Origin of the sequence: Pseudomonas sp. ANT_J28 (genome assembly GCF_008370005.1) — a bacterium.
In the GTDB taxonomy this organism is placed as follows: domain Bacteria; phylum Pseudomonadota; class Gammaproteobacteria; order Pseudomonadales; family Pseudomonadaceae; genus Aquipseudomonas; species Aquipseudomonas frigoris.
Genome location: NZ_VOBM01000038.1, coordinates 20,127 through 46,131, shown reverse-complemented (window position 1 = coordinate 46,131; position 26,005 = coordinate 20,127). Strand labels below are relative to the sequence as shown.

Sequence of the window (26,005 nt, the reverse complement as noted above, 5' to 3'; positions counted from 1 at the left end):
GTGGTTATTGTTTTGTGTTGCGGTGAGGCCATCGCGAGCAGGGGAATGTGCCTGCTCGCGAAGCTTTTTTAATGCTTGAACATCACATGCCGAACGACGGTGTAGTCCTCCAGCCCGTACATCGACATGTCCTTGCCATAACCGGATAGTTTCTGACCGCCGTGCGGCATTTCGCTGACCAGCATGAAGTGCGTATTCACCCACGTGCAGCCGTACTGCAAACGCGCCGACAGGCGATGCGCGCGACCGACGTCGGAGGTCCATACCGACGATGCCAGGCCGTAGTTCGAATCGTTGGCCCAACCGAGTACCTGCGCTTCATCGGTGAATTTGGTCACCGACACCACCGGCCCGAACACTTCACGGCGGACGATTTCATCGTCCTGTTGCGCGTCGGCCAACACAGTCGGTTCGAAGAAGAAGCCATTGCCTTCGACAGCCTTGCCGCCGGTGATCAAGCGGATATGCGGCTGCGCCACCGCGCGCTCGACAAACCCGGCCACGCGGTCGCGATGTTGGGCGGTGATCAATGGGCCCAGCTCGGTCGACGGATCATCCTGCAGACCGTACTTGATGCTGCTGACCGCCTCGCCGAGTTTCTCGACGAACTTGTCATAGATGCCTTCCTGCGCGTAGATGCGGCAGGCGGCGGTGCAGTCCTGGCCTGCGTTGTAGAAACCGAAGGTGCGGATGCCTTCCACGGCGTCGTCGATGTCGGCGTCGTCGAAGATGATCACCGGGGCTTTGCCGCCCAATTCCATGTGCATGCGTTTGACGCTGTCGGCGGTGCTGGAAATGATGTTCGAACCGGTTGCGATCGAACCGGTCAACGAGACCATGCGCACTTTCGGGTGCGTGACCAGTGGGCTGCCGACTGTAGGACCACGACCGAACACCAGGTTAAGCACGCCGGCCGGGAAAATATCCGACGCCAGTTGCGCCAGACGCAGCGCAGTCAGCGGGGTTTGTTCCGACGGCTTGAGCACCACGGTATTACCCGCCGCGAGGGCCGGCGCGATTTTCCAGGCGACCATCATCAGCGGGTAGTTCCACGGTGCGATGGACGCGATCACGCCGACCGGGTCGCGACGGATCATCGAGGTGTGGCCGTGCAGGTATTCACCGCCCGCCGAACCGCTCATGCAACGGCTGGCGCCGGCGAAGAAACGGAACACGTCGGCAATTGCTGGGATCTCGTCGTTCAGCGCGGCGCTGTAAGGTTTGCCGCAGTTGTCCGACTCCAGTTTGGCCAGTTCTTCGCCGTGTGCTTCGATGGCGTCGGCGAGTTTGAGCAGCAGCAGCGAACGTTCTTTCGGCGTGGTTTGCGACCAGCCTTCAAAGGCGCTGTCGGCGGCACGCACGGCGGCATCGACCTGGGCTTCACTGGCTTCGTTGATTTCGACCAACACACGACCGAGGGCCGGGTTGAACACCGGTTGGGCGGGGCCTTCGCCGTCGATCAGTTGGCCGTTGATCAAGAGTTTGGTTTGCATGGCTTTGTCCTCTTCGGAACTGTTGTTTTTCCCCTGTAGGAACCGACTCTAAAGTGGGAGCGGGCTTGCTCGAGAAGAGGCCATCACATTCAACATTGATGGTGCCTGACACACCGCTTTCGCGAGCAAGCCCGCTCCCACTTTAGAGTCGGTTCCTACAGGGAGTAGTCGTTGTTCGTTATTTCCCGGCACTGCCCGCAACGCTTTCGCCGCCACGGGTCAGGTAATAGGCGCCGAGGATTGGCAACATGGTCACCATCATCACCAGCATCGCGACGACGTTGGTCACCGGCACGTCCCGTGGGCGGCTGAGCTGGTTCAACAGCCACAGCGGCAGGGTGCGTTCATGGCCGGCGGTGAAGGTGGTGACGATGATTTCGTCGAACGACAGGGCAAACGCCAACATGCCGCCGGCCAGCAACGCCGAGCCAAGGTTCGGCAGGACGATGTAGCGGAAGGTCTGCCAGCCGTCGGCGCCGAGGTCCATCGAGGCCTCGATCAAACTGTGCGAAGTGCGCCGCAACCGGGCGATGACGTTGTTGTAGACGATCACCACACAGAAGGTCGCGTGACCGACGATGATGGTGAACATCCCCGGCTCGATGCCCAGCGTCTTGAAGGTCGCCAGCAACGCGATACCGGTGATGATCCCCGGCAAGGCAATCGGCAGGATCAGCATCAGCGAGATGCCTTGCTTGCCGAAGAAATCCCGGCGGTACAACGCCGCCGATGCCAGCGTGCCGAGGACCAGCGCAATCAACGTTGCGACGGAGGCGATTTGCAGCGACAGCTTGATCGCTTCCAGTACGTCGGGACGGGAGAACGCCACGCCGATCCACTTCAGTGTGAAGCCCTTGGGCGGGAAACTGAACGCCGCGTCTTCGGTGTTGAAGGCGTACAGGAAGATGATCAGGATCGGGAAGTGCAAAAACACCAACCCGCCCCAGGCCGCGATGCGCAGGCCGAGCGATGCTTTCTCCCGGTGGGTTTCTGGCCTTTGTTTTTTTGCATCAGAGCGCATCGAAGGCCCCCAGTCGTTTCACGATAGTCAGGTAAATGGAGATCAACACAATCGGCACCAACGTGAAGGCGGCGGCCATCGGCATGTTGCCGATCGCGCCTTGCTGGGCGTACACCATGCTGCCGACGAAGTAACCCGGAGGGCCCACCAGTTGCGGCACGATGAAGTCGCCCAGGGTCAGCGAAAAGGTGAAGATCGAACCGGCCGCAATGCCTGGAATCGACAGCGGCAATGTCACTTGCATGAAGGTCTGGCGTGGCTTGGCGCCGAGGTCGGCCGAGGCTTGCAGCAAGGACGGCGGCAGACGCTCCAGCGAGGCCTGAATCGGCAGGATCATGAACGGTAGCCAGATGTAGACGAACACCATGAAGCGCCCCAGGTGCGAGGTCGACAAGGTGCTGCCGCCGACGCCCGGAATGCCCAGAATGAACTGCAAAACCGGCTCAAGCCCCAGGTGCTGAACGAACCACTGTGCCACGCCGCCCTTGGCCAGCAGCAACGTCCAGGCATACGCCTTGACGATGTAACTGGCCCACATCGGCATCATCACCGCGATGTAGAAAAACGCCTTGGTTTTGCCGGTGGTGTAGCGCGCCATGTAGTAGGCAATCGGGAACGCGACGATGGCGCTGGCGATCGAGACGACGACGGCCATGCTCAAGGTGCGCAGGATGATGTCGAAGTTCGACGGCTGGAACAGCGCAGCGAAGTTCGCCAGGGTCAGGTCGGGCGTGACCGCCATGGTGAAGTCATCGAAGGTGTAGAAACCTTGCCACAGCAGAATCAGCAGCGAACCGAGGTAGATCGCGCCAAACCAGAGCAGCGGCGGTACCAGCAGCATCGACAGGTACAGGTTCGGCCGGCGATACAGCAGGTTGGAAAACCTGCGCAACGGCGAGCCGCCGGCCGGGGTTTGAGGGAGAACCACGCTGTTCATCTCACACCCCGCCGACAATGTTGTCGTGCAGCGGGATCATCGCTTCCCGTGCCCAGCGCGCGCTGATGCGTTGTCCGGTCTGATGTTGCGCGCTGACGTCCAGCCACTGAACGTTGGCCTGGCTGATGTTCAGGGTCTGGCCGTTTTCCAGTTTCACTTCATAGCGGGTGGCGCTGCCCTGGTACTGAATGTCATGGAGCAAGCCGCTGACTTCGATTTCATGGCTGGCCAGCGGCCCTTCGGCGAAACGCACGTGTTCCGGGCGAATCGAAAACGGCTGTGGATTGCCGCTCAACTGCTTCGCCAGATCGCCACGAATCACGTTGGAGGTGCCGACGAATTCGGCGACAAAGGTTGTAGCCGGTTTCATGTACAGGTTGCGCGGGGTATCGACCTGCTCGATGCGCCCCTTGTTGAACACCGCCACACGATCCGACATCGACAGCGCTTCGGTCTGGTCGTGGGTGACGAAGATGAAGGTGATGCCGAGCTGGCGTTGCAGCTTCTTCAGTTCACCCTGCATTTGCTCGCGCAGCTTCAAATCAAGGGCGCCCAACGGTTCATCGAGCAGCAGCACTCGCGGACGATTGACCAGGGCGCGGGCCAGGGCCACACGCTGGCGCTGACCGCCGGACAGTTGCACCGGTTTGCGCTCGCCGTAACCACCAAGGGCGACCATGTCGAGGGCTTCTTCGGCGCGTTTCTGGCGTTCGGTTTTACCGACGCCTTTGACTTTCAAACCGTAGGCGACGTTGTCGAGTACGTTCATGTGCGGGAACAGCGCGTAATCCTGGAACACGGTGTTCACGTCACGCTGATACGGCGGCAGCCCGGCGGCCTCGAAGCCGTGAATACGGATAGAGCCTGCACTCGGTTGTTCGAAACCGGCGATCAGACGCAGACAGGTGGTTTTGCCCGAGCCGGAAGGGCCCAGCATGGAAAAGAACTCGCCGTCCTGGATATCGATGGAAACCCGGTCAACGGCCTTCACTTCGCCGAACTGACGGGAAACGTTGGTGAACTGGACTGCAAGCGTCATGGTGCGGTGCTCCAAAAAGGCGAGGGTCCTCACAGCGACCCCAGCCTGGACTTCTGAAAAACTGAAACTTAATGAACAGCGTCGTAGCAGCTGTCGAGGTACGAGGCTGCGTCGGGCTGCGCAGCGGCCCTGGGGGCGGTCCTGCGGACACGCAACGCTGCCTCGTGCCTCGGCAGCTGCTACAGGGGGCTTAGCGACCGCCCATGATCGCGATGTAATCCTGGGTCCAGCGGCTATACGGCACGAACTTGCCGCCTTCAGCCTGCGGAGTTTTCCAGAAGGCCAGGTTGTCGAATTGATCGTAACCGTTGGTTTTGCAGCCCTCGGCGCCTAACAATTCACTCTCCTTGCACCCGGCCGGAACCGCCGGCAACGAACCGAACCATGCCGCCAGGTCACCCTGGACTTTCGGTTGCAGCGACCAGTCCATCCACTTGTAAGCGCAGTTCGGGTGCTTGGCTTCGGCGTGCAGCATGGTGGTGTCGGCCCAACCCGTTGCACCTTCTTTTGGAATGACCGAGGCAACCGGCTGCTTGTCCGCCACCAAGCCGTTGACCATGTAACCCCAGGTGCTGGACGCCGCCACGCCTTCGTTTTTGACGTCACTCATCTGGACCGTCGCGTCATGCCAGTAGCGGTGGATCAAGGGCTGTTGCTTGCGAAGCAGGTCCAGCGCCGCTTTGTATTGCGCTTCGTTGAGCTGATACGGGTCTTTGATGCCCAGTTCCGGCTGTTTCGATTTGAGATAAAGCGCCGCATCGGCGATGTAGATCGGGCCGTCGTAGGCCTGGACCCGACCCTTGTTGGACTTGCCGTCCGGCAGGGTTTGTTCTTCGAACACCACACTCCAGCTGTCCGGCGCTGTTTTGAAGATGTTGGTGTTGTACATCAACACGTTCGGGCCCCATTGGTACGGGGTGCCGTAGGTTTGCTTATTGACGACATACCAAGCGCCATCGTTGAGACGAGGGTCAATGTTCTTCCAGTTCGGGATCAACGCCGTGTTGATCGGCTGCACACGCTTGCCGGCGATCAACCGCAGGGAGGCATCGCCGGATGCAGTCACCAGGTCGTAACCACCCTTGGACATCAGGCTGACCATCTCATCGGAAGTGGCGGCTGTCTTGACGTTGACCTTGCAGCCGGTTTCCTTTTCGAAGCCGGTGACCCAGTCGTAGGCCTTGTCGCTTTCGCCACGTTCGATGTAGCCAGGCCAGGCCACAATATCCAGCTGACCTTCGCCGGCGCCAACGGCTTTCAGCGGTTCGGCGGCCTGGATACTGGCACTGGCCAGCAGCGCGGTGGTGATTGCACTGAGCAGTGCGGTCTTGTGCACGAACATGGGGTTTCCCTCTTCTTTAATTATGGTCGGGGCAGTTTTGAGCGTGGTGAAGCATGCCGTTAGCGGCTTGTTATAAGCGTAGTCAGAGATGCTGGCCGTGGCGGGCCATGATGTGCCGCACCACGCTGTAGTCCTGAAGCGAATCGCTGGATAAGTCTTTGCCGTAGCCCGAACGCTTCAGGCCGCCGTGGGGCATTTCGCTGACCAGCATGAAATGGCTGTTGATCCAGGTGCAGCCGTACTGCAAGCGCGCCGCGACCTGCATCGCCTTGTCCAGGTTCTGGGTCCAGACCGAGGAGGCGAGGCCGTATTCCGAGTCGTTAGCCCAGTCCACGGCTTGTTCGAGCTGATCGAAACGGGTCACGGTGACCACCGGCCCGAACACTTCGCGCTGGACGATTTCATCGCCTTGCTTGCAACCGGCCAGCAACGTCGGCTGGTAATAGAAGCCGGCACCGGAATGCACCGCCGCGCCGGTCACGCGCTCGATGTGCGGCTGGCCGAGGGCGCGTTCGACAAAACTGGCCACGCGGTCGCGTTGGCGGGTGCTGATCAGCGGGCCGATCTCGTTGTCGGCGTCGCGCTTGCCGGCGAAGCGCAAACTGCTGACCGCCGCGCCGAGTTCGGCCACCAAGCGATCATGAATCCCGGCCTGTGCATAAATTCGGCACGCTGCGGTGCAATCCTGGCCGGCGTTGTAATAGCCGTAAGTACGCACGCCTTCGACCACGGCTTGAATGTCGGCATCGTTGCAGACGATCACCGGGGCCTTGCCGCCGAGTTCGAGGTGAGTGCGTTTCAGGGTTTTCGCCGCGGCTTGGAGGATTTTTTGCCCGGTGACGATATCGCCGGTCAGCGACACCATGCGCACTTTAGGATGACTGACCAAGTGGCTGCCGACGCCTTCACCGCCACCGCAAATGATGTTGATCACACCGCGCGGCAGGATCTCGGCCAGCGCCGGTGCCAGGGCCAGAATCGACAGTGGCGTGTGTTCGGATGGTTTGAACACCAGCGTGTTGCCGGCGGCCAGGGCTGGGGCGATTTTCCACGCGGCCATCATGATCGGGTAGTTCCACGGCGCAATCGAGGCGACCACGCCAATCGGATCGCGGCGGACCATGCTGGTGTAGCCCGGCAGGTATTCGCCGCTGAGCTGGCCAGTCTGGCAACGCACGGCACCAGCAAAGAAGCGGAACACATCGACCGTCGCGCTCAAGTCATCCTGACGCGCCAGGTGCAACGGCTTGCCGCAGTTCAGCGATTCGAGACGGGCGAGGAGGTCGGCTTGTTTTTCGATGGCGTTGGCGATGTCCAGCAACAGGTTCGAGCGTTGTTGCGGCGTGGTCCGCGACCAGCCGGCGAAGGCGCGGTGGGCGGCGAGGATCGCGGCTTCGACTTGTTCGGTGCTGGCTTCGGCGATGTGGGCCAGCACTTCCCCGGTGGCCGGGTTGAGGATCGGCTCGACAAACCCCTGGCCCGCGACCAATTCGCCGTCGATCAACAACGCGGTAAACAACGGGGTCTGCGCGCCAGCCATTTTTCGGGTTCTCTTTTCTTGTGTGGCCATGCTGCTCCCTGTGACTGGGGCCCGGCCGTCTTATAGATGCAGCAAGACTAGTGCTCAGACCCGAGGTCGACAAATTCTAAATACTGAAGGTGGCGTTCGATTAAATAGATGGCTTGCGCCCGCCGTGGGGTTGTTCACGGGCGACGGTCAGGAACGGGTCCACCAGCACTGGGCGCGCGGTGCCGCGACGCCAGGCCAGGCCGACGTCGAGGGTCTGGCTCAAGTCCGCTATTGGTCGCGCTTCGATGATGTCGCCCTCCAGTGACCATGGGCGATAGGTCATGTCTGGCTGGATCGACACGCCCAAACCCGCTGCCACCAGGCTTCGGACCGCTTCCGTCGACGCTGTTCTTAAGGTGATACGCGGTTGCAGCGAAGCCGCCGCCCACATGCGTTGCGCATTGCGATCCATTTCATCGACGTTCAGCTGAATCAACGGTTCGCGAGCCACGTCGGCGAGGTTGATGCTGTCGTGTTCCAGCAGTGGATGCTGGGCTGGTAGCCATAACCGATGGGGCGAGTGGGTCAGCACTTCGGTCTGCAAGGCGTGGCGGTCCTCGAGGTTGGAGAGGATCAGCACGCCAACATCGATCTCGCCGCTGACCAGCAGGTGCTCGATGTATGGGCGCTCGTCCTCCATCACCCGGATCTCGACGTTGGGGTAGGCGCGCTGGAAGCGGGTGAGTAGATCCGCAAGGTAGTAACCGGCCACCAGGCTGGTCACGCCGATGATCAACTGCCCGGCGACCTGATCGGTGCTCTGTTGCAGGCTGCGTTTGGCGTTGTCCACCGTCGCCAGAATCAGGTGCGCCTGACGTAGGAATTGGTGGCCCTGGTGGGTCAGCGTCATGCCCTTGGCGTGACGGTTGAACAGGCCGACGCCGATTTCCTGCTCCAGTTGCTGGATGGCCAGGGTCAAGGTGGACTGAGAAATGAACGCGGTTTGCGCGGCGGCGGAGATTGAGCCGGTCTCGGCCACGGCGATGAAGTGACGGATCTGACGCAAGGTCATCATGGAGAAAGTACCCGGTGGGCGGTTTTTATAGATTTGCTTGAGTGTATATCCATTTTTCTGAAGGGCCGTGGGCAGATGAACGGCGCTGCGCAACATCTAGAAGCACTCTCGCCCCCGGATGCTGGGCACTTTCGATCTAGGCTGATGGCCTTATTGATCCGGTTAACCCCTTTTTTGGAGGCGGCAAATGAACACGCGTGGATTGCTCGATCAGCTACTCAAGTCAGGTCAGGACATGTTGCAGAACAAGGCCGGCGGCTCACAAAACAAGGCCTCTGGCAGTGGCTTGGGTGGATTGCTCGGCGGCAGTGGTGGTTCGGGCGGCCTCGGCGGTTTGCTTTCGGGCGCAGGCGGCGGGGCGTTGGCGGCCGGTGCCATGGGTTTGCTGCTGGGCAGCAAGAAAGGGCGCAGTGTCGGCGGCAAGGTCCTGACTTATGGCGGCCTGGCTGCGTTGGGCGTGATTGCCTACAAGGCGTATGGCAACTGGCAGGCTCAGCAGGGCACCGCACCACTTTCTAATACAAGAAGCGAACCTCAAACCCTTGATCGTTTGCCAGCAGAGCAAGTCGAGCTGCACAGCCAGGCGATTCTCAAAGCGCTAGTGGCTGCCGCTAAAGCTGATGGCCATGTCGATGAGCGTGAGCGTGCGCTGATCGAAGGCGAGTTCACCAAGCTCGATAATGATCAGGAGTTGCAGCACTGGTTGCACGCCGAACTCAACAAGCCGCTGGACCCGGCCGACGTCGCCCGCGCCGCCAGCACGCCGGAAATGGCCGCCGAGATGTACATCGCCAGTGTGATGTTGGTGGATGAAGAGAGCTTCATGGAGAAATCCTACCTCGATGAGCTTGCACGCCAGCTCAAGCTTGAGCCGGGGTTGAAGGCTGAGCTGGAAAAGCAGGTGCGTCAGGCTTCCGTGTAAGTCAGCAGGCCGCCTTCAGTCGCGCTACATGCCCCCCCTCAGGGCCAATTCCGGCTGTTTTTGCCGGGAATGAGAAGTGGCGCGCAACCCTTTCCAGATGCAACCCCGCCCTCGGCTATACTCCGCAGCATTTAAAATGCCCCTCGAGGACTGACTGTGAAGAACTGGACGTTGCGCCAACGCATCTTGGCGAGCTTTGCGGTGATTATCGCCATCATGTTGCTGATGGTCGTCGTGTCGTATTCCCGTTTACTGTCGATTGAGTCCAGTGAGAACGTTGTGCGCTTGGACAGTGTTCCCGGGATTCACTACAGTTCCCTGATTCGCGGTGCCTGGGTCGATGATTACGTGCTGACCCAGCAACTGATCGGGCTGGGGGGCGGTCGAGACATGACCCAGGCTGACAAGGATCTGTACAAGGGTATTGAGGAAAGGCTGCAACGCTCGATGGCCAGCTACCGGGGTACCATTTTCGAGAAAGATGATCAGGCAAGATTCGAGGAGTTTGAAAAGCTGCACGATCAATATGACAAGCTGCTCGAAGAGGTACTCGATGTCTACCAGCATAAGGACTTCGAGCAGGCCCGTCGCATACTCGCCGAACAGTTGACCCCCGCATGGGCTGCCGGCCGAAAACAGCTGGATGAACTCATTGAATTCAACAGGGAATCGGCTGAGGCGGCCACTGACTCGATCATTTCATCGGTAGCAGCGGCGAAGCTGATCATGGGCATTTCGTTGCTGGTCGCAGTCCTTAGTGCCGGGTTGTGTGGTCTTTTGTTGATGCGCGCGATCATGGCACCGATGAACCGCATTGTGCAGATCCTCGAAATAATGCGTGCCGGCGATCTCAGCGGTCGTCTGAACCTGGCGCGCAAGGACGAATTCGGCGCCGTGGAAACCGGCTTCAACGACATGATGACCGAGCTGACGTCCCTGGTGTCCCAGGCCCAGCGTTCCTCGGTGCAGGTCACCACCTCGGTGACCGAGATCGCTGCCACCTCCAAGCAACAGCAAGCGACCGCCACCGAAACTGCCGCCACCACCACCGAAATCGGCGCAACGTCCCGTGAGATTGCGGCCACTTCGCGGGATCTGGTGCGCACGATGATCGAAGTCTCCACCGCCGCCGATCAGGCCTCGGTGCTCGCCGGTTCCGGGCAGCAAGGCCTCGCGCGGATGGAAGAGACCATGCACTCGGTGATGGGCGCGGCCAATCTGGTCAACGCCAAACTGGCGATCCTCAATGAGAAGGCCGGCAACATCAATCAGGTGGTGGTGACCATCGTCAAGGTCGCCGACCAGACCAATCTCCTGTCCCTCAACGCCGCCATCGAAGCCGAAAAGGCCGGTGAATACGGCCGCGGTTTTGCCGTGGTCGCCACCGAAGTGCGACGTCTGGCTGACCAGACCGCCGTCGCCACCTACGACATCGAGCAGATGGTGCGCGAGATTCAGTCTGCGGTGTCGGCCGGGGTCATGGGCATGGACAAGTTCTCTGAAGAAGTGCGCCGTGGTATGTCCGAGGTGCAGCAAATCGGCGAGCAGTTGTCGCAGATCATCCATCAGGTTCAGGCATTGGCGCCGCGGGTGTTGATGGTCAACGAAGGCATGCAGGCCCAGGCCACTGGCGCGGAGCAGATCAACCACGCGCTGGTGCAGTTGGGCGATGCCAGCAGCCAGACCGTCGAGTCCCTGCGCCAGGCCAGTTTCGCCATCGATGAGCTGAGCCAGGTGGCCGTAGGGCTGCGCAGCGGCGTTTCGCGATTCAAAGTCTGATGAGCGAATCCACGGCCCAACGCACCGCCGTGAAGCCGGCGCTGCAATCATTGTTTCTGGTGTTCCGCATCGGCAACGAGCGCTATGCCTTGCAGGCTATCGAGGTGGCGGAAGTGCTGCCGCGTCTGCCGTTGAAGCAGATTCCCCGCGCACCGGACTGGGTCGCCGGGGTGTTCGCCTATCGCGGCGCGGTGGTGCCGGTGATCGACCTCAGCGCGCTGACCTTTGGCCAACCGGCCCAGGCCCGCACCAGCACACGCTTGGTGCTGGTCAATTACCGTCCGGATGAAACCGCTGAGGCGCAATTGCTCGGGCTGATTCTGGAACAGGCCACCGATACCTTGCGCTGCAACCCGGCGGATTTTCAGCCCTATGGCCTGGACAATCGCCAGGCGCCGTACCTCGGGCCGGTGCGTGAAGATGTCCAGGGTTTGCTGCAATGGGTGCGGGTCGCCGACTTGCTCGACGATCAGGTTCGCGCGCTGTTGTTTCCGTCGACGCCGCTGGACCTGGCGCTGTTTGAGGAGCGGCCATGAGCAGCGATCAGCGGTTTTTCGATTTCCTCAAAGAGCGCATCGGTCTCGACGTGACCTCGGTGGGCCCGGCGATCATCGAGCGTGCGGTGCGCCAGCGCAGCACGGCGTCCAACGCGCTGACGGCCGATGAGTACTGGCACACCTTGCAGGGTTCGCAGGACGAGCAGCAGGCGCTGATCGAAGCGGTGATTGTCCCCGAGACCTGGTTTTTCCGTTACCCGGAATCCTTCGCCACGTTGGCGAAACTGGCCACCAAACGCCTGAGCGACATCAACAATATGCGCGCGCTGCGGATTCTCAGCCTGCCGTGTTCCACCGGTGAAGAACCGTATTCCATCGCCATGGCGTTGCTCGATGCCGGGGTACAGCCGCACCAGTTCAAGGTCGAAGGCATGGACGTCAGTCCGTTGTCGGTGGAAAAAGCCCGGCGCGCGCTGTACGGCAAGAATTCGTTCCGGGGTCAGGACATCGCCTTTCGCGACCGGCATTTCACCGCCGAAGGCGAGGGCTATCGCCTCAGCGGGCGAGTGATTGAACAAGTGCGTTTGCAGGTCGGCAATCTGCTGGATCCGACGTTGCTGGCCAACGAGCCGCCTTATGACTTTGTGTTTTGCCGCAACCTGCTGATCTATTTCGATCAGCCGACCCAGCAACAAGTGTTCGAAGTGCTCAAGCGTTTGACCCATGTGGATGGCGTGCTGTTTATCGGCCCGGCCGAGGGCAGTTTGCTCGGCCGTTTCGGCATGCGTTCGATCGGCATCGCGCAGTCCTTTGCGTTCAGTCGTCAAAGCGCTCCTGAGCCGGAGCATTTTGCGACGTTCGTGCCGACGCCTCTGCCCGTGCACCAACCGGTGGGCAGCGTGACACCGCCGCCCGTTCGCAACCGGCCCTTCGCAACGGTGGCGCCGCTCCCTGTCGTGACGAAAGTCGCCAACCCGGACACCGCCACGCTGCTGGCGAACATCGCCGCGCTGGCCAACGAAGGCAAAAGTGCCGAGGCCCGCGCCGCGTGCGATAGCTATTTGCACAGTCACGAGCCAGTGGCCCAGGTCTTTTACTGGCTGGGCTTGCTCAGCGATGTCGGCGGCAGAGTCCTGGAGGCTCAGGGTTTTTATCGCAAGGCGTTGTACCTCGACCCGCAACATCCCGACGCGTTGATGCACCTGGCGGCGTTGCTGCAATCCTTGGGCGACACGGCGGGAGCCAGACGATTGCAGGACCGCGCCGCCCGCAGTGAGCGCGCCGCTGACAGTGAGCGTAACCGATGAACGCCGCCGACACCTTTAGCCTCACCCATGAAGATGCCCAGGCCATCGACGACTGCTGGAACCGCATCGGTATCCACGGCGACAAGTCCTGCCCGCTACTGAGCGATCACATTCACTGCCGCAATTGCGCGGTGTATTCGGCCGCGGCGACGCGCTTGCTCGACCGCTACGCGTTACATCAGGAAGACCGCGGGCAAGTCTCCACGGCGGTCGAGAGCGAGGTGAAAACCCGTTCGCTGCTGATGTTCCGTCTGGGCGAAGAATGGCTGGCCCTGGCCACTCGCAGTCTGGTGGAAGTGGCGCCGCTGCAAGCGATTCATTCCCTGCCGCACCAACGCTCCCGGGCCTTGCTCGGCGTGGCGAATGTGCGCGGCGCGTTGGTGGCGTGCCTGTCGCTCGTGGAATTGCTGGGGCTCGACGGCGCCAGCAGCGTGGCGTCCGGCGCGCGGGTCATGCCGCGAATGCTGATCATCGCCGCCCACGGCGGACCGGTGGTGGTACCGGTGGATGAAGTGGACGGGATTCACGCCATCGACGAACGCGTCCTCGAGGCGGCGTCCCGCTCTGGTACTCAGGCCAGCGCCAAATACACCCGTGGCGTGTTGCAATTCAAAGGTCGCAGTCTGCGTTGGCTGGATGAAGAACAGCTGCTGTCCGCCGTGACCCGGAGCCTTACATGACCCCCGAGCAAATGCGCGACGCCTCTTTGCTGGAACTGTTCAGTCTGGAAGCCGAGGCCCAGACGCTGGTGCTGAGCGCAGGTCTTCTAGCGCTGGAGCGCGACCCGACCCAGGCCGATCACCTCGAATCGTGCATGCGCGCGGCGCACTCGCTCAAGGGCGCGGCGCGGATCGTCGGCGTCGATGCCGGGGTCAGCGTCGCGCATGTGATGGAAGATTGCCTGGTCAGTGCCCAGGAAGGGCACCTGTACCTGCGGCCCGAGCACATTGATGCGTTGTTGCAAGGCACCGATTTGCTGACGCGCATTGCGACGCCGGACAACAACCCTGAACCTGCGGAAATCGAGGCCTATGTGGTCTTGATGGCGCTGTTGCTTGATCCGATGGCGGCGCCCGCGCCGGTCACTGCGCCTGTCGCCCCAGTGATGGCGGAACTTCAGCTCGAACCACCGACGCCCAGGGTCGAGACGCCCATCCCGGTCGCCGAACTGCAACCCGCAGAGCCGCCGCGCAAGGCCAAACGCACCACCGAAAACGGCGAGCGGGTACTGCGAGTCACGGCCGAACGCCTGAACAGCCTGCTTGACCTGTCGAGCAAATCCCTGGTGGAAACCCTGCGGCTCAAGCCGCACCTGGCCACCATGCAACGCCTCAAGCGTATGCAGAACAACGGCCTGCGGGCACTGGAAAACCTCAACGTCCACCTCAAGGAACATGCCTTGAGCCTGGAGGCCCAGGAAGCCCTCGAAGACGCTCGTCGGCTACTGGCAGAGTCTCAGCAATTGCTGGTGGAAAAGAACGCCGAGCTGGATGAGTTCGCCTGGCAGGCCAGTCAACGGGCGCAAGTGTTGTATGACACCGCGCTGGCTTGCCGCATGCGGCCATTTGCCGATGTGTTGACCGGGCAAGAGCGCATGGTCCGCGACCTCGGTCGCAGCCTAGGTAAACAGGTGCGACTGGAGATCGAGGGCGAGAAAACCCAGGTCGATCGTGACGTGTTGGAAAAACTTGAAGCGCCCCTGACTCACCTGTTGCGCAATGCCGTGGATCACGGCATCGAATCCCCGGAGCAACGGCTATTGGCGGGCAAACCCGCTGAAGGCCTGATCCGTTTGCGGGCTTCCCATCAGGCCGGTTTGTTGGTGCTGGAACTGAGCGATGACGGCAATGGCGTCGATCTGGAAAAGGTCCGCCGCAGCATCATCGAACGCCAATTGTCCCCCGCCGAAACCGCCGCGCAGTTGAGTGAAGATGAGCTGCTGACCTTCCTGTTTCTACCGGGTTTCAGCCTGCGCGACACGGTCACCGAAGTCTCCGGGCGCGGCGTCGGTCTGGATGTGGTCCAGCACATGGTCCGCCAGGTGCGCGGCGCGGTCGTGCTGGAGCAGGCGGCGGGCGAGGGCAGTCGCTTCCATCTCGAAGTGCCGCTGACCCTGTCGGTGGTGCGCAGCCTGGTGGTGGAAGTCGGTGACGAGGCCTATGCCTTTCCGCTGGCCCACATCGAACGGATGTGCGATCTGGAGCCGGCGGATATTGTCCAGGTCGAAGGCCGTCAGCATTTCTGGCACGAAGGCCGGCATGTCGGGCTGGTCGCGGCCAGTCAGCTGTTGCAGCGTCCGGCGAGCCAGAACAGTCAGCAAACCCTCAAAGTGGTGGTGATTCGCGAGCGCGAGGCGATTTACGGCGTGGCGGTCGAGCGCTTTATCGGCGAGCGGACGTTGGTCGTTTTGCCGCTGGACGAGCGTCTGGGCAAGGTGCAGGACATTTCCGCCGGGGCCCTGCTCGACGACGGTTCGGTGGTGTTGATCGTCGACGTCGAAGACATGCTGCGTTCGGTGGATAAACTGCTCAATACCGGGCGTCTTGAGCGCATTGCCCGTCAGGGCAGCCAGGTGGTTGAAGCGGCTCGAAAAAGGATTCTGGTGGTCGACGATTCGCTGACCGTGCGTGAGCTGCAACGCAAGTTGTTACTCAATCGCGGCTACGACGTGGCGGTGGCGGTGGACGGTATGGATGGCTGGAACGCCTTGCGTTCGGAGAATTTCGATCTGCTGATTACCGACATCGATATGCCACGCATGGATGGCATCGAACTGGTGTCTTTATTGCGTAGGGACAATCGCCTGCAATCCCTTCCGGTTATGGTGGTGTCTTACAAGGATCGTGAAGAGGACCGTCGCCGTGGACTGGACGCTGGAGCCGACTATTACCTAGCCAAAGCCAGTTTTCATGACGACGCCCTGCTTGACGCGGTGGTTGAGCTCATTGGAGGAGCGCGTGCATGAAAATCGCAATCGTCAACGATATGCCCATGGCGGTAGAGGCTCTGCGCCGCGCCCTGGCCTTCGATCCGGCACACGAGGTGGTCTGGGTCGCCAGTAATGGGGCCGAGGCGGTGCAGCGTTGCGCGGAAAATACGCCGGATCTGATCCTGATGGACCTGATCATGCCCGTGATGGATGGCGTGGAGGCGACCCGGCGGATCATGGCTGATACGCCGTGTGCGATTGTCATCGTTACAGTCGACCGCGAGCAGAACGTGCATCGGGTGTTTGAGGCGATGGGCCACGGAGCGCTGGATGTGGTCGATACGCCGGCCATCGGTGCCGGCAATGCCCAAGAGGCCGCGGCCCCGTTACTGCGCAAGATCATCAACATCGGTTGGCTGATCGGTGACCGGGGCAATCGGGAGCGAGCCGCCCCGAGCCCGCTGCGCAGTTCGGCTTCGCGCCAGCGCCTGATCGCCATTGGCTCATCGGCAGGTGGGCCGGCCGCGCTGGAAGTATTGCTCAAGGGGTTGCCGCGAGATTTTTCGGCCGCCATCGTGCTGGTGCAGCATGTTGACCAGGTGTTCGCCGCCGGCATGGCCGAATGGCTCAGCAGCGCCAGCGGCCTGAATGTGCGCCTGGCCCAGGAAGGCGAGCCTCCGCAGGCCGGCACGGTGTTGCTGGCGGGTACCAATCATCATATTCGCTTGTTGAAAAACGGTACGCTGGCCTACACCGCCGAACCGGTCAACGAGATCTACCGGCCCTCGATCGATGTGTTCTTCGAGAGCGTGGCCAATTACTGGAACGGCGATGCCGTGGGTGTTTTGCTCACCGGCATGGGACGCGATGGCGCACAGGGGCTTAAACTCATGCGCCAACAGGGCTACCTGACCATCGCTCAGGATCAGAACAGCAGCGCGGTGTACGGAATGCCGAAGGCGGCAGCGGCCATCGACGCAGCGGTGGAGATTCGCCCACTGGAAAAGATAGCGCCACGATTGCTGGAGATTTTCCCAAAATGAAGGCTTTTCACAGCAATCTGGCCCAAGTAGTACTCAGGTGACTGCCCATGAATGATTTACAGCTCGACGACTTTAAAACCGACGAAAACGCCGCCATGGTGTTGTTGGTGGACGATCAGGCAATGATCGGCGAAGCGGTGCGCCGCGGGTTGTCGAACGAAAGCAACATCGACTTCCACTTCTGCGCCGACCCGCACCAGGCCATCGCCCAGGCGATCCGCATCAAACCGACGGTGATCCTCCAGGATCTGGTGATGCCCGGTCTTGATGGCTTGAGTCTGGTGCGCGAGTACCGCAACCATCCGGCGACCAAGGACATCCCGATCATTGTCCTGTCGACCAAGGAAGACCCGCTGATCAAGAGCGCGGCGTTTGCGGCCGGGGCCAATGATTACCTGGTCAAGTTGCCGGACAACATCGAACTTGTGGCACGCATCCGCTATCACTCGCGCTCCTACATGACGTTGCTACAGCGTGACGCAGCGTATCGCGCGTTGCGGGTCAGCCAGCAGCAGTTGCTCGACACCAACCTGGTGCTGCAACGCTTGATGAACTCAGACGGCCTGACCGGGCTGTCGAACCGCCGGCATTTCGACGAATACCTGGAGCTTGAGTGGCGCCGTTCGCTGCGTGACCAGAGTCAACTGTCGCTGCTGATGATCGATGTCGACTACTTCAAGTCCTACAACGACAGCTTCGGCCACCTTGAAGGCGATGAAGCCCTGCGCAAAGTGTCCACGGCGATTCGTGATGCCAGCGCGCGACCTTCGGACCTGCCGGCCCGTTATGGCGGCGAAGAATTCGCCCTGGTGTTGCCCAATACTTCGCCGGGCGGCGCGCGACTGGTGGCGGAAAAACTTCGCCAGACCGTGGCTTCGCTAAAGATTCCACATGTTTTCCCGGCAGAAGGTTCGAGCCTGACCATCAGCATCGGCCTGTCGACCATGACCCCGCAACCGGGCGGCGATTGCCGTCAATTGATCTCGGCGGCGGACAAGGGGCTGTATCTGGCTAAGAACAATGGGCGTAATCAGGTGGGGATTGAGTAACCCACTGACGCACGATACCCGTAGCAGCTGCCGAGCCCGCGAGGCTGCGTTCGAGGACGAAGTCCTCGCAAACCCTGTACACGCGGTTTGCCTGAATGACCGCGTTGTCCGGCTTTACGACTGCTTCGCAGCCGAACGCAGCCTCGCGGGCTCGGCAGCTGCTACAAGTGCTCAGCACCGCGAAAACCATTCGCCCCTAAAGCCGCCAGGCGGGCTGCCGTGACAGCCTGATTACGTTATACTCGCCGGCTTTCAAAAGTTCGCCAACGAGTGCTGCCCGCCATGGAAATCAACCCGATCCTTAACAGTATCAAGGACCTGTCCGAGCGCTCCGAAACTATTCGGGGGTATCTTTGACTACGATCAAAAGCATGAGCGTCTGACTGAAGTCAATCGCGAGCTTGAAGATCCGAATGTCTGGAACAACCCGACGTACGCTCAGGAGCTGGGCCGCGAGCGGTCGCTGCTGGCTCAGATCGTCGAAACCCTCGACGAAATGCACACAGGCCTGGCCGACGCCAAAGACCTGCTGCTGATGTCCGCCGAAGAAGAAGACCAGGCTGCCGTCGATGACGTCGCTGCCGAAGTCGAGCGTCTGCGCGAGTCCCTGGAAAAACTCGAATTCCGTCGCATGTTCAGCGGTGAGATGGACGCCAACAACGCTTACCTGGACATCCAGGCCGGCTCCGGCGGTACCGAGGCCCAGGACTGGGCCAACATCCTGCTGCGCATGTACCTGCGCTGGGCCGACAAACGCGGTTTCGACGCGACCATCATGGAGCTGTCGGCCGGTGAAGTCGCCGGGATCAAGGGCGCCACAATCCACATCAAGGGCGAATACGCCTTTGGCTGGTTGCGTACCGAAATCGGCGTGCACCGTCTGGTGCGCAAGAGCCCGTACGACTCCGGTAACCGCCGCCACACCTCGTTCTCGGCCGTGTTCGTGTCGCCGGAAATCGATGACAACATCGAAATCGACATCAACCCGTCGGACCTGCGCATCGATACCTACCGCTCCTCCGGTGCCGGTGGTCAGCACGTAAACACCACCGACTCGGCCGTCCGTATTACGCACGTACCGACCAACACCGTGGTCAGCTGCCAGAACGAACGCTCCCAGCACGCCAACAAAGACACCGCGATGAAAATGTTGCGGGCGCGCTTGTATGAGCAGGAAGTACAGAAACGCAATGCCGCCTCCCAGGCCCTGGAAGACACCAAGTCGGACATCGGCTGGGGTCACCAGATCCGCTCTTACGTGCTCGATGCGTCGCGAATCAAGGATTTGCGCACTAACATCGAACGCAGTGACTGCGACAAGGTGCTCGACGGCGATATCGACGAATACCTGGTGGCCAGCCTGAAGCAAGGCCTGTAAACCGCCAGTCAAGACCTTAAGTCCCCTGCCATCGGTGGGGGCAACGAACCTGTGATGGAATTTTTAAAGACATGAGCGACCTAGAACTCGACCCGCAAGCCCTGCAACAGGAAGAAAACTCCCTGATCGCCCTGCGCAAGGAAAAGCTGGCTGCCGAGCGCGCCAAGGGCAATGCCTTCCCGAACGACTTCCGCCGCGACAACTACTGCGAAGACTTGCAGAAACAGTACGCGGACAAGACCAAGGAAGAGCTGGCAGAGGCTGCGATTCCGGTCAAGGTTGCCGGTCGCATCATGCTCAACCGTGGCTCGTTCATGGTGATCCAGGACATGACCGGTCGCATTCAGGTCTACGTCAACCGTAAAACCCTGTCCGAAGAAACCCTGGCCTCGGTGAAAACCTGGGACATGGGCGACATCATCGCAGCCGTTGGCACCCTGGCGCGTTCCGGCAAGGGCGACCTGTACGTCGAAATGACGGAAGTGCGCCTGCTGACCAAGTCCCTGCGTCCGCTGCCGGACAAACACCACGGCCTGACCGACACCGAACAGCGCTATCGCCAGCGTTACGTTGACCTGATCGTCAACGAAGACGTGCGCCAGACCTTCCGCGTACGTTCGCAAGTGATTGCGCACATCCGCAGTTTCCTGATGCAGCGTGACTTCCTGGAAGTGGAAACGCCGATGCTGCAAACCATCCCGGGTGGTGCGGCAGCCAAGCCGTTCGAGACTCACCACAACGCGCTGGACATGGAAATGTTCCTGCGTATCGCGCCTGAGCTGTACCTCAAGCGCCTCGTTGTCGGCGGCTTCGAAAAAGTCTTCGAGATCAACCGCAACTTCCGTAACGAAGGCGTTTCGACTCGTCACAACCCTGAATTCACCATGTTGGAGTTCTACCAGGCTTACGCCGACTACGAAGACAACATGGACCTGACCGAAGAGCTGTTCCGCGAACTGGCACAGCTGGTTCTGGGCAGCACCGACGTGCCTTACGGCGACAAAGTGTTCCACTTCGGCGAACCGTTCGTGCGTCTGTCGGTGTTCGACTCGATCCTCAAGTACAACCCTGAGCTGACCGCTGACGACCTGACCGACATCGACAAGGCCCGCGCCATCGCCAAGAAGGCCGGCGCCAAGGTGCTGGGCTTCGAAGGTCTGGGCAAACTGCAGGTGATGATTTTCGAAGAGCTGGTCGAGCATAAGCTGGAGCAGCCGCACTTCATCACTCAGTACCCGTTCGAAGTGTCGCCGCTGGCCCGTCGTAACGACGAGAACCCGAATGTCACCGACCGTTTTGAGCTGTTCATCGGTGGCCGCGAAATCGCCAACGCCTACTCCGAGTTGAACGACGCGGAAGACCAGGCCGAGCGCTTCATGGCTCAGGTGGCCGACAAGGACGCCGGCGACGATGAAGCCATGCATTACGACGCCGACTTCGTTCGCGCGCTGGAGTACGGCATGCCGCCAACGGCCGGTGAAGGTATCGGCATCGACCGTCTGGTGATGCTGCTGACCAACTCCCCGTCGATCCGCGACGTGATCCTGTTCCCGCACATGCGGCCACAAGCGTAAGTGTTTCAATAAAAAAGCCGCCTAAAACAGGCGGCTTTTTATTGCCTGTCTGGTACAAACGTATCAATTGGTTACTTTTGAAGTAAGAGAGGAATACCTGTCGTGAACCGTGCAATTGCTCAAGAGGGTGCAGCGGACGTCGCCACTGCGGTCGCTGAAAGTGTTCAGTACCAGGGTCGCAAGGCCAGCCGACAGGGCAGTGAGCAGCGTCGACAGGACATTCTCGATGCGGCGATGCGCATTGTCGTGCGCGATGGCGTGCGGGCCGTGCGTCACCGCGCGGTGGCCGCCGAGGCCGGTGTGCCGCTGTCGGCCACCACTTACTATTTCAAGGATATCGATGACCTGCTCACCGATACCTTTGCCCAATACGTGGAACGCAGCGCGGCGTTCATGGCCAAGTTGTGGGCCAGCAATGAGGGCCTGCTGCGCGAGATGGTCGCCTATGGCGATGGCAGCCCCGAGTCGCGTTCCCAGCTGGCCGACGATATCGCACGCCTGACCGCCGATTATGTGCAGCGCCAATTGCACAACCGTCGCGAACACTTGATGGCCGAGCAGGCGTTCCGTCAGGAGGCCCTGTTGAACCCACGCCTGGCGGAGTTGGTGCGCTCGCATCAGCAAATTCTTCTGCAAGGCACCTGCCATTTTTTCGAGGTGTTGGGTTCCCGCGAGCCACAACAGGATGCCAAAGTGTTGACGGCGATTATCGGACGGATGGAATATCAGGGCCTGCTCAACGATGCCGAGCCTGTCGCCGAAGCCGAAATGCTCGGCATCCTGACTCGCTACATGCATTTGGTATTGGCGTCGGTGTAACCCTGAAGGAACCCACACCCCTGTGGGAGCGGTGTTCACTTGAGGTCCGCGTGTGTTCAAAGGGAGTGTTGAATGAAAGCCTGGCGTGTCGTTGTGATCGCCTTGTCGTTCCTGCTGCTCAGCGGCTGTCTGGTGACCTTCAAGGAGCCGCTGCCCTCGAGCGAGCCCGCGCCTAAAGGGTTGCTCGGCAAATGGACCAGCACCAACGCCTGGGGCGAGCCGCTGAATCTGGAGCTGACGCGCCTGGGCGACAATCACTATCAGGCCGTCAGCTACTTCAAGGCTAAACCCAAGGAGCGTGAAGCCTATCCCTTCACGGTGACCCGCCATGGCAGTCGCTGGTACCTGTCGACGAAGGTGCCGGCGCAATTCGGCGGGCATTTCACTCTCTTGGGTTTTGAACTCACCGATAAGCATGAGCTGGTGGTCTATAACCTCGACCTCGAGCAGATCAACCAGGCCCTGAGGCAAAAAGTCCTCAGCGGCGAAGGCTTCCAGACCGACGACGGCGACGGCGTGTTGATCAACAACAATCTGGACCAGGTCTTCGCGTACCTTGACGACCCGGCCAATTCCGATGTGTTCGTCGAGGCCGTGCGCTATCAGCGCCTGGCCAAAGCCAAATAAACCCAGCACGTAAACGGTTTTTCTACAGGAGTTTCGGGTGGACGATTACCAGCAGTCGATACGCATTTTGTCCGATCGCATTGTGCTGGCGCAGACGCCGATTCGCGTCCTCGATGCAGTCAAGTGGGACGACAACATCCGCAAGGGTTTCCTCAAGGCCAAGGGCAAGGAAATGCCGGCGGTGGACCGCGATTACTACCTGAACCGGCCGCTGGCGTTCGACTCCAGCAAGGTGAAGCTGGAATTCCAGAACATCGAGCGCGACATCACCCGTCAGCTTGGTCAGTTCAACCCGGTTGGCCAGATCATGCGCCGCATGTGCAAGGAATACCGCATGGTGGTGCGCATGCTCGAAGCGCGCGGCACCGAGGATTTCGGGCTGATTTCACAGGAGCTTTACGGTGCCGCTTCCGACGCGTTCCACGCCGGCGATCCGACCCTTTCCGACCTGGGCCTGATGCTCTCGGATTACCTGAACAATATCGATGGCCGTGGCGACCTGAAGGACGAACCGAAAATCCTCACCGCCAAGGAAGCCGTCCACCTGCTGCAAACCCGCCTGAACAAGGTATTCGGCGAGGCCGAGGAAACCATTCGCGTATTCGAGTCCGACGGGATCGTCGCCGATGCGGCGGCTGGCGCCGACTACATCAAGATCCGCGCCGACGCGATGTTCAACGACCGAGACGTGCGCGCTCTGGAAGTCCATGAAGGGCTGGTGCATGTGGGCACCACGCTCAATGGTCTGAACCAGCCGATCTGCACCTTCCTCTCCAAAGGTCCGCCGTCGTCGACGGTGACTCAGGAAGGCCTGGCGATCCTGATGGAAATCATCACCTTTGCCTCGTACCCGAGCCGCCTGCGCAAACTGACCAACCGCACCCGTGCCATTCACATGGTGGAGGAGGGCGCGGACTTCCTGCAGATCTTTGAGTTCTTCCGCGAGCAAGGTTTTGAAATGGCGGAAAGCTACGGCAACGCCAGTCGGGTTTTCCGTGGTTCGGTGCCGACAGGTCTGCCATTTACCAAAGACTTGTCCTACCTCAAGGGCTTTATCATGGTTTACAACTACATTCAGTTGGCCGTGCGTAAAGGCAAGCTTGAGCAGATACCGCTGCTGTTTTGCGGCAAGACCACGCTGGAAGACATGCGGACCTTGCGCCAGTTGGTGGATGAAGGGCTGGTGGTGCCACCGAAGTATTTGCCGGATCAGTTCCGTGACCTGAACGCGCTGTCGGCGTGGATGTGCTTCTCCAACTTCCTCAACCACTTGAGCCTGGACCGGATCGAAGCGGATTACTCCAATATCCTCTAACGTGTACGCCGTCCAAATGTGGGAGCGGGCTTGCTCGCGAATACGGTGTGTCAGTCGACATTAATGTTGAATGTTCAACCGCATTCGCGAGCAAGCCCGCTCCCACATTTGGTCCGTATTCCAACCAAACTTCACGAGGTTTCATCGGATGAGAATCCTCGGCTTCTTCTGCCTTCTCCTGACCTTGAGCGGCTGCAGCTCGCTGCTGTTCTACCCTGAGCCCGGCCAGCTGTTTACCCCGGAAAAAGCCAAACTCGAATACCGCGACGTCACCCTCACCACCGCCGACGGCCTCAAGCTGCACGGCTGGTGGTTGCCGGCAAAAAAAGGTGTCGAGGTCAAAGGCACCGTACTGCATCTGCACGGTAACGGCGGCAATCTGCCCATGCACCTTGGGGGGAGCTGGTGGTTACCCAAAGAAGGGTATCAAGTGCTGCTGCTGGACTATCGCGGTTATGGATTGTCCGAGGGTGAACCGACGCTGCCGGAGATCTACCAGGACATCGACGCCGCGTTCAAATGGCTCGATCAGGCGCCGGAGGTCAAGGGCAAGCCGCTGATCCTGCTGGGTCAAAGCCTTGGCGGTTCGATGGCCGTGCACTACCTGGTTCAGCACCCCGAACGCCAGAAACAACTCAAGGCCTTCGTCCTCGACGGCGTGCCCGCCAGTTACCGCAGTATCGGTCAATTTGCTCTGAGTCAATCCTGGATGACCTGGCTGTTTCAGGTGCCACTGTCCTGGCTGGTGCCGGACGGCGACAGCGCGATCCATTCCATGGCGCAGCTCAATGGCGTGCCAAAACTGATCTACCACAGCATCGACGATCCGATCGTGCCCCTTTCCAACGGCATCGGTCTGTATCAAGCTGCGCCGCCGCCGCGGGTGCTGCAACTGACCCGTGGCGGTCATGTGCAGACGTTCGCCGACCCGGTCTGGCGCAAAGTCATGTTGCGTTTTCTCGACGACCCGCAGCATTTCAATGGTCTGCGCCGCCTGGGCGAAGTCCCGAATTACCCGGCGCCGAAAAATTCTGAAGATGAACCACCAGAGAGTCCGCAATGAGTGAAGAACGTAACGCCATCCCGCTGATCATCACCGGTATCTGCAGCATCCTCGGCACCGTTGGGGCCCTGTGGTTCTACGGCTTCCTGCACTTCGCCAAACCCGAAGATGCGCTGCTGCTCAGCGACTTCACCATGCTCAAGACGGTGCCGGGTGAAGACTACAAAGTCTCCCTGGAACCGGCCCCGCAAGTCGCGCAATGCATCGATGGCGTGTTGGTGATGTTCGACACCGAACAGAAAGGCCTGAGCGGCGTGTTGGTCAACAACAAGAAAAAAGCCGTGCGCTGCATGGGTGAGGAATCCCCGCAGAAGCTGCAACCGTAGCGCGCCCGAAAAGATCGCAGCCTCGTTTCACTCGACAGCTCCTACAAAAGCACGCGGTCTATGTAGGAGCTGTCGAGTGAAACGAGGCTGCGATCTTTTGATCTTAAAAACAAAAGCCCCGCCTGATCAGATCAGGCGGGGCTTTTGCGTTACAGCAGGTTCAACTCAGTTCGAGCTGACCGCAGAACGCGGGATCACCGGCTGGTTGTCGTTGGAAATGGTCACTTCCACCCGACGGTTCATTGCACGACCCGAGACGCTGCTGTTCTCGGCCACCGGGTATTCTTTGCCATAACCCTGCGACACGATACGCGCTGGATCAACGCCCATTTTCACCAGCGCCGTTCGCACGGAACCGGCACGACGCTCGGACAGCGACTGGTTGTGGTTCGCGGTGCCCGTGCTGTCGGTGTAGCCCTCGACGATCACTTTGCGATCAGGGTTTTCCGAGAGGAATTGCGCCAGTTTGTTGATATTCACCAGACCGCTGGACTTCAGATCAGCCCTGTCAGTGGCAAACAACACATCACCGAATGTCACCAAGGTGCCGCGATCGGTCTGCTTGGCGTTCAGGCTGTCCTGCAATTGTTTGATCTGCGCGTCGCGGGCATCCAGACGAGCCTGGGCACGCTGCGCGGAAGCATTTTTCAGATTGGCTTCGGCGTTGCGCAGGGCGATGGTCTGCTTCGCCACTTCAACACGTTGATTGGTCAGGTAAGCCAGTTGATCGACCTTGGCCTGGTCCTCTTTGTCCTGATAAGCCTTGTCAGCCTTGTCCAGGTAATCGCTGGCTTCTTTGGTTTCCAGCGCCGCGACTTTGCTGGCTTGCGGGTTGGTTTGCAGGCCGGTGTAGTTGGTGCGGGCCTGTTCCAGGTTCGCGTTCGGCGGCGTGGAGCAGGCGGCCAGTGCAACGCTTGCGGCCAGCAGGGCAGGGATCATCAATTGTTTACGCATGGTGGT

The 26,005-nt window shown here is 60.4% G+C and carries 23 protein-coding genes; 15 read left to right on the top strand and 8 right to left on the bottom strand.

Translation table 11 applies throughout. From position 1 onward, the window contains the following. Positions 1-68 precede the first annotated feature (68 nt). The 7 genes from FQ187_RS23140 to FQ187_RS23110 all read right to left on the bottom strand — a co-directional run bounded on the left by FQ187_RS23140 (position 69) and on the right by FQ187_RS23110 (position 8,417). Positions 69-1,493 carry a gamma-aminobutyraldehyde dehydrogenase gene (locus FQ187_RS23140; RefSeq protein ID WP_149631248.1) on the bottom strand — a complete coding sequence of 475 codons (1,425 nt, stop codon included), beginning with the start codon at positions 1,491-1,493 and terminating at the stop codon, positions 69-71. Positions 1,494-1,671: 178 nt separating this feature from the next. After that, complete coding sequence (locus FQ187_RS23135) at positions 1,672-2,514, bottom strand: ABC transporter permease (RefSeq protein WP_149631247.1); 843 nt, start codon at positions 2,512-2,514, stop codon at positions 1,672-1,674. Further along, the gene (locus FQ187_RS23130) at positions 2,504-3,451 is read right to left on the bottom strand and encodes an ABC transporter permease (protein WP_149631246.1); all 948 of its coding nucleotides are present in this window, start codon (positions 3,449-3,451) and stop codon (positions 2,504-2,506) included. The genes FQ187_RS23135 and FQ187_RS23130 overlap by 11 nt, the downstream gene beginning before the upstream one ends. A 1-nt stretch (position 3,452) precedes the next feature. Next, a complete protein-coding gene (locus tag FQ187_RS23125) occupies positions 3,453-4,490 on the bottom strand; it encodes an ABC transporter ATP-binding protein (protein ID WP_149631245.1) in 1,038 nt (345 codons plus the stop codon). Positions 4,491-4,680: 190 nt separating this feature from the next. Next, positions 4,681-5,832: a putative ABC transporter substrate-binding protein YdcS gene (gene ydcS, locus FQ187_RS23120; protein WP_149631244.1), complete on the bottom strand. Its 1,152-nt coding sequence runs from the start codon at positions 5,830-5,832 to the stop codon at positions 4,681-4,683. 82 nt (positions 5,833-5,914) lie between these two features. Beyond that, positions 5,915-7,372: a gamma-aminobutyraldehyde dehydrogenase gene (locus FQ187_RS23115; protein ID WP_149631263.1), complete on the bottom strand. Its 1,458-nt coding sequence runs from the start codon at positions 7,370-7,372 to the stop codon at positions 5,915-5,917. A gap of 130 nt (positions 7,373-7,502) precedes the next feature. Then, entirely contained in the window at positions 7,503-8,417 is a 915-nt protein-coding gene (locus FQ187_RS23110) for a LysR family transcriptional regulator (protein ID WP_149631243.1), read from the bottom strand. Between the two features lie 187 nt (positions 8,418-8,604). On the opposite strand from FQ187_RS23110, the gene FQ187_RS23105 reads away from it, so the two are divergent. The 15 genes from FQ187_RS23105 to FQ187_RS23030 all read left to right on the top strand — a co-directional run bounded on the left by FQ187_RS23105 (position 8,605) and on the right by FQ187_RS23030 (position 25,045). Next, on the top strand, positions 8,605-9,339 hold the full coding sequence (locus FQ187_RS23105; protein ID WP_149631242.1) for a tellurite resistance TerB family protein: 735 nt from the start codon (positions 8,605-8,607) through the stop codon (positions 9,337-9,339). Positions 9,340-9,495: 156 nt separating this feature from the next. Continuing rightward, a complete protein-coding gene (locus FQ187_RS23100) occupies positions 9,496-11,118 on the top strand; it encodes a methyl-accepting chemotaxis protein (RefSeq protein WP_149631241.1) in 1,623 nt (540 codons plus the stop codon). After that, positions 11,118-11,654 (top strand): chemotaxis protein CheW, encoded by a 537-nt coding sequence (locus tag FQ187_RS23095; protein ID WP_149631240.1) that lies wholly within the window; start codon positions 11,118-11,120, stop codon positions 11,652-11,654. Before FQ187_RS23100 ends, FQ187_RS23095 begins: the two co-directional genes overlap by 1 nt. Continuing rightward, positions 11,651-12,922: a protein-glutamate O-methyltransferase CheR gene (locus FQ187_RS23090; RefSeq protein WP_149631239.1), complete on the top strand. Its 1,272-nt coding sequence runs from the start codon at positions 11,651-11,653 to the stop codon at positions 12,920-12,922. Before FQ187_RS23095 ends, FQ187_RS23090 begins: the two co-directional genes overlap by 4 nt. Beyond that, positions 12,919-13,602: a chemotaxis protein CheW gene (locus tag FQ187_RS23085; RefSeq protein ID WP_149631238.1), complete on the top strand. Its 684-nt coding sequence runs from the start codon at positions 12,919-12,921 to the stop codon at positions 13,600-13,602. The genes FQ187_RS23090 and FQ187_RS23085 overlap by 4 nt, the downstream gene beginning before the upstream one ends. Next, positions 13,599-15,887 (top strand): hybrid sensor histidine kinase/response regulator, encoded by a 2,289-nt coding sequence (locus tag FQ187_RS23080; protein WP_149631237.1) that lies wholly within the window; start codon positions 13,599-13,601, stop codon positions 15,885-15,887. The genes FQ187_RS23085 and FQ187_RS23080 overlap by 4 nt, the downstream gene beginning before the upstream one ends. Further along, on the top strand, positions 15,884-16,894 hold the full coding sequence (locus FQ187_RS23075; protein WP_149631236.1) for a chemotaxis response regulator protein-glutamate methylesterase: 1,011 nt from the start codon (positions 15,884-15,886) through the stop codon (positions 16,892-16,894). Before FQ187_RS23080 ends, FQ187_RS23075 begins: the two co-directional genes overlap by 4 nt. Positions 16,895-16,941: 47 nt before the next feature. After that, positions 16,942-17,943 (top strand): PleD family two-component system response regulator, encoded by a 1,002-nt coding sequence (locus tag FQ187_RS23070; RefSeq protein WP_149631235.1) that lies wholly within the window; start codon positions 16,942-16,944, stop codon positions 17,941-17,943. A 282-nt stretch (positions 17,944-18,225) separates the two neighbouring features. Next, positions 18,226-19,321, top strand: a protein-coding gene (gene prfB, locus FQ187_RS23065) for a peptide chain release factor 2 (RefSeq protein ID WP_149631234.1) whose coding sequence is annotated in 2 segments (ribosomal slippage) — positions 18,226-18,297 and positions 18,299-19,321 — 1,095 coding nt in all. Because the reading frame shifts where the segments join, the coding sequence is not laid out codon by codon here. A gap of 71 nt (positions 19,322-19,392) precedes the next feature. Further along, complete coding sequence (gene lysS, locus FQ187_RS23060; protein ID WP_128870052.1) at positions 19,393-20,895, top strand: lysine--tRNA ligase; 1,503 nt, start codon at positions 19,393-19,395, stop codon at positions 20,893-20,895. Between the two features lie 102 nt (positions 20,896-20,997). Next, a complete protein-coding gene (locus FQ187_RS23055) occupies positions 20,998-21,714 on the top strand; it encodes a TetR/AcrR family transcriptional regulator (protein WP_046048164.1) in 717 nt (238 codons plus the stop codon). A 72-nt stretch (positions 21,715-21,786) separates the two neighbouring features. Beyond that, positions 21,787-22,341 (top strand): hypothetical protein, encoded by a 555-nt coding sequence (locus FQ187_RS23050; protein ID WP_149631233.1) that lies wholly within the window; start codon positions 21,787-21,789, stop codon positions 22,339-22,341. Positions 22,342-22,378: 37 nt separating this feature from the next. Continuing rightward, the gene (locus FQ187_RS23045) at positions 22,379-23,656 is read left to right on the top strand and encodes a flavohemoglobin expression-modulating QEGLA motif protein (protein WP_129441557.1); all 1,278 of its coding nucleotides are present in this window, start codon (positions 22,379-22,381) and stop codon (positions 23,654-23,656) included. Between the two features lie 148 nt (positions 23,657-23,804). Next, positions 23,805-24,719 (top strand): alpha/beta hydrolase, encoded by a 915-nt coding sequence (locus FQ187_RS23035; protein WP_149631232.1) that lies wholly within the window; start codon positions 23,805-23,807, stop codon positions 24,717-24,719. Continuing rightward, positions 24,716-25,045 carry a hypothetical protein gene (locus FQ187_RS23030; RefSeq protein ID WP_149631231.1) on the top strand — a complete coding sequence of 110 codons (330 nt, stop codon included), beginning with the start codon at positions 24,716-24,718 and terminating at the stop codon, positions 25,043-25,045. The genes FQ187_RS23035 and FQ187_RS23030 overlap by 4 nt, the downstream gene beginning before the upstream one ends. A gap of 165 nt (positions 25,046-25,210) precedes the next feature. Here FQ187_RS23030 and FQ187_RS23025 read toward each other — a convergent pair whose 3' ends face one another. Then, on the bottom strand, positions 25,211-25,999 hold the full coding sequence (locus FQ187_RS23025) for an OmpA family protein (protein ID WP_134418898.1): 789 nt from the start codon (positions 25,997-25,999) through the stop codon (positions 25,211-25,213). Positions 26,000-26,005 lie beyond the last annotated feature (6 nt).

Bases quoted from the DNA above. Each gene is read 5' to 3' on its own strand.
- FQ187_RS23140 (WP_149631248.1), bottom strand. From the start codon at position 1,493: ATGCAAACCAAACTCTTGATCAACGGCCAACTGATCGACGGCGAAGGC.
- FQ187_RS23135 (WP_149631247.1), bottom strand. From the start codon at position 2,514: ATGCGCTCTGATGCAAAAAAACAAAGGCCAGAAACCCACCGGGAGAAA.
- FQ187_RS23130 (WP_149631246.1), bottom strand. From the start codon at position 3,451: ATGAACAGCGTGGTTCTCCCTCAAACCCCGGCCGGCGGCTCGCCGTTG.
- FQ187_RS23125 (WP_149631245.1), bottom strand. From the start codon at position 4,490: ATGACGCTTGCAGTCCAGTTCACCAACGTTTCCCGTCAGTTCGGCGAA.
- ydcS (WP_149631244.1), bottom strand. From the start codon at position 5,832: ATGTTCGTGCACAAGACCGCACTGCTCAGTGCAATCACCACCGCGCTG.
- FQ187_RS23115 (WP_149631263.1), bottom strand. From the start codon at position 7,372: ATGGCTGGCGCGCAGACCCCGTTGTTTACCGCGTTGTTGATCGACGGC.
- FQ187_RS23110 (WP_149631243.1), bottom strand. From the start codon at position 8,417: ATGATGACCTTGCGTCAGATCCGTCACTTCATCGCCGTGGCCGAGACC.
- FQ187_RS23105 (WP_149631242.1), top strand. From the start codon at position 8,605: ATGAACACGCGTGGATTGCTCGATCAGCTACTCAAGTCAGGTCAGGAC.
- FQ187_RS23095 (WP_149631240.1), top strand. From the start codon at position 11,118: ATGAGCGAATCCACGGCCCAACGCACCGCCGTGAAGCCGGCGCTGCAA.
- FQ187_RS23090 (WP_149631239.1), top strand. From the start codon at position 11,651: ATGAGCAGCGATCAGCGGTTTTTCGATTTCCTCAAAGAGCGCATCGGT.
- FQ187_RS23085 (WP_149631238.1), top strand. From the start codon at position 12,919: ATGAACGCCGCCGACACCTTTAGCCTCACCCATGAAGATGCCCAGGCC.
- FQ187_RS23080 (WP_149631237.1), top strand. From the start codon at position 13,599: ATGACCCCCGAGCAAATGCGCGACGCCTCTTTGCTGGAACTGTTCAGT.
- FQ187_RS23075 (WP_149631236.1), top strand. From the start codon at position 15,884: ATGAAAATCGCAATCGTCAACGATATGCCCATGGCGGTAGAGGCTCTG.
- FQ187_RS23070 (WP_149631235.1), top strand. From the start codon at position 16,942: ATGAATGATTTACAGCTCGACGACTTTAAAACCGACGAAAACGCCGCC.
- lysS (WP_128870052.1), top strand. From the start codon at position 19,393: ATGAGCGACCTAGAACTCGACCCGCAAGCCCTGCAACAGGAAGAAAAC.
- FQ187_RS23050 (WP_149631233.1), top strand. From the start codon at position 21,787: ATGAAAGCCTGGCGTGTCGTTGTGATCGCCTTGTCGTTCCTGCTGCTC.
- FQ187_RS23035 (WP_149631232.1), top strand. From the start codon at position 23,805: ATGAGAATCCTCGGCTTCTTCTGCCTTCTCCTGACCTTGAGCGGCTGC.
- FQ187_RS23030 (WP_149631231.1), top strand. From the start codon at position 24,716: ATGAGTGAAGAACGTAACGCCATCCCGCTGATCATCACCGGTATCTGC.
- FQ187_RS23025 (WP_134418898.1), bottom strand. From the start codon at position 25,999: ATGCGTAAACAATTGATGATCCCTGCCCTGCTGGCCGCAAGCGTTGCA.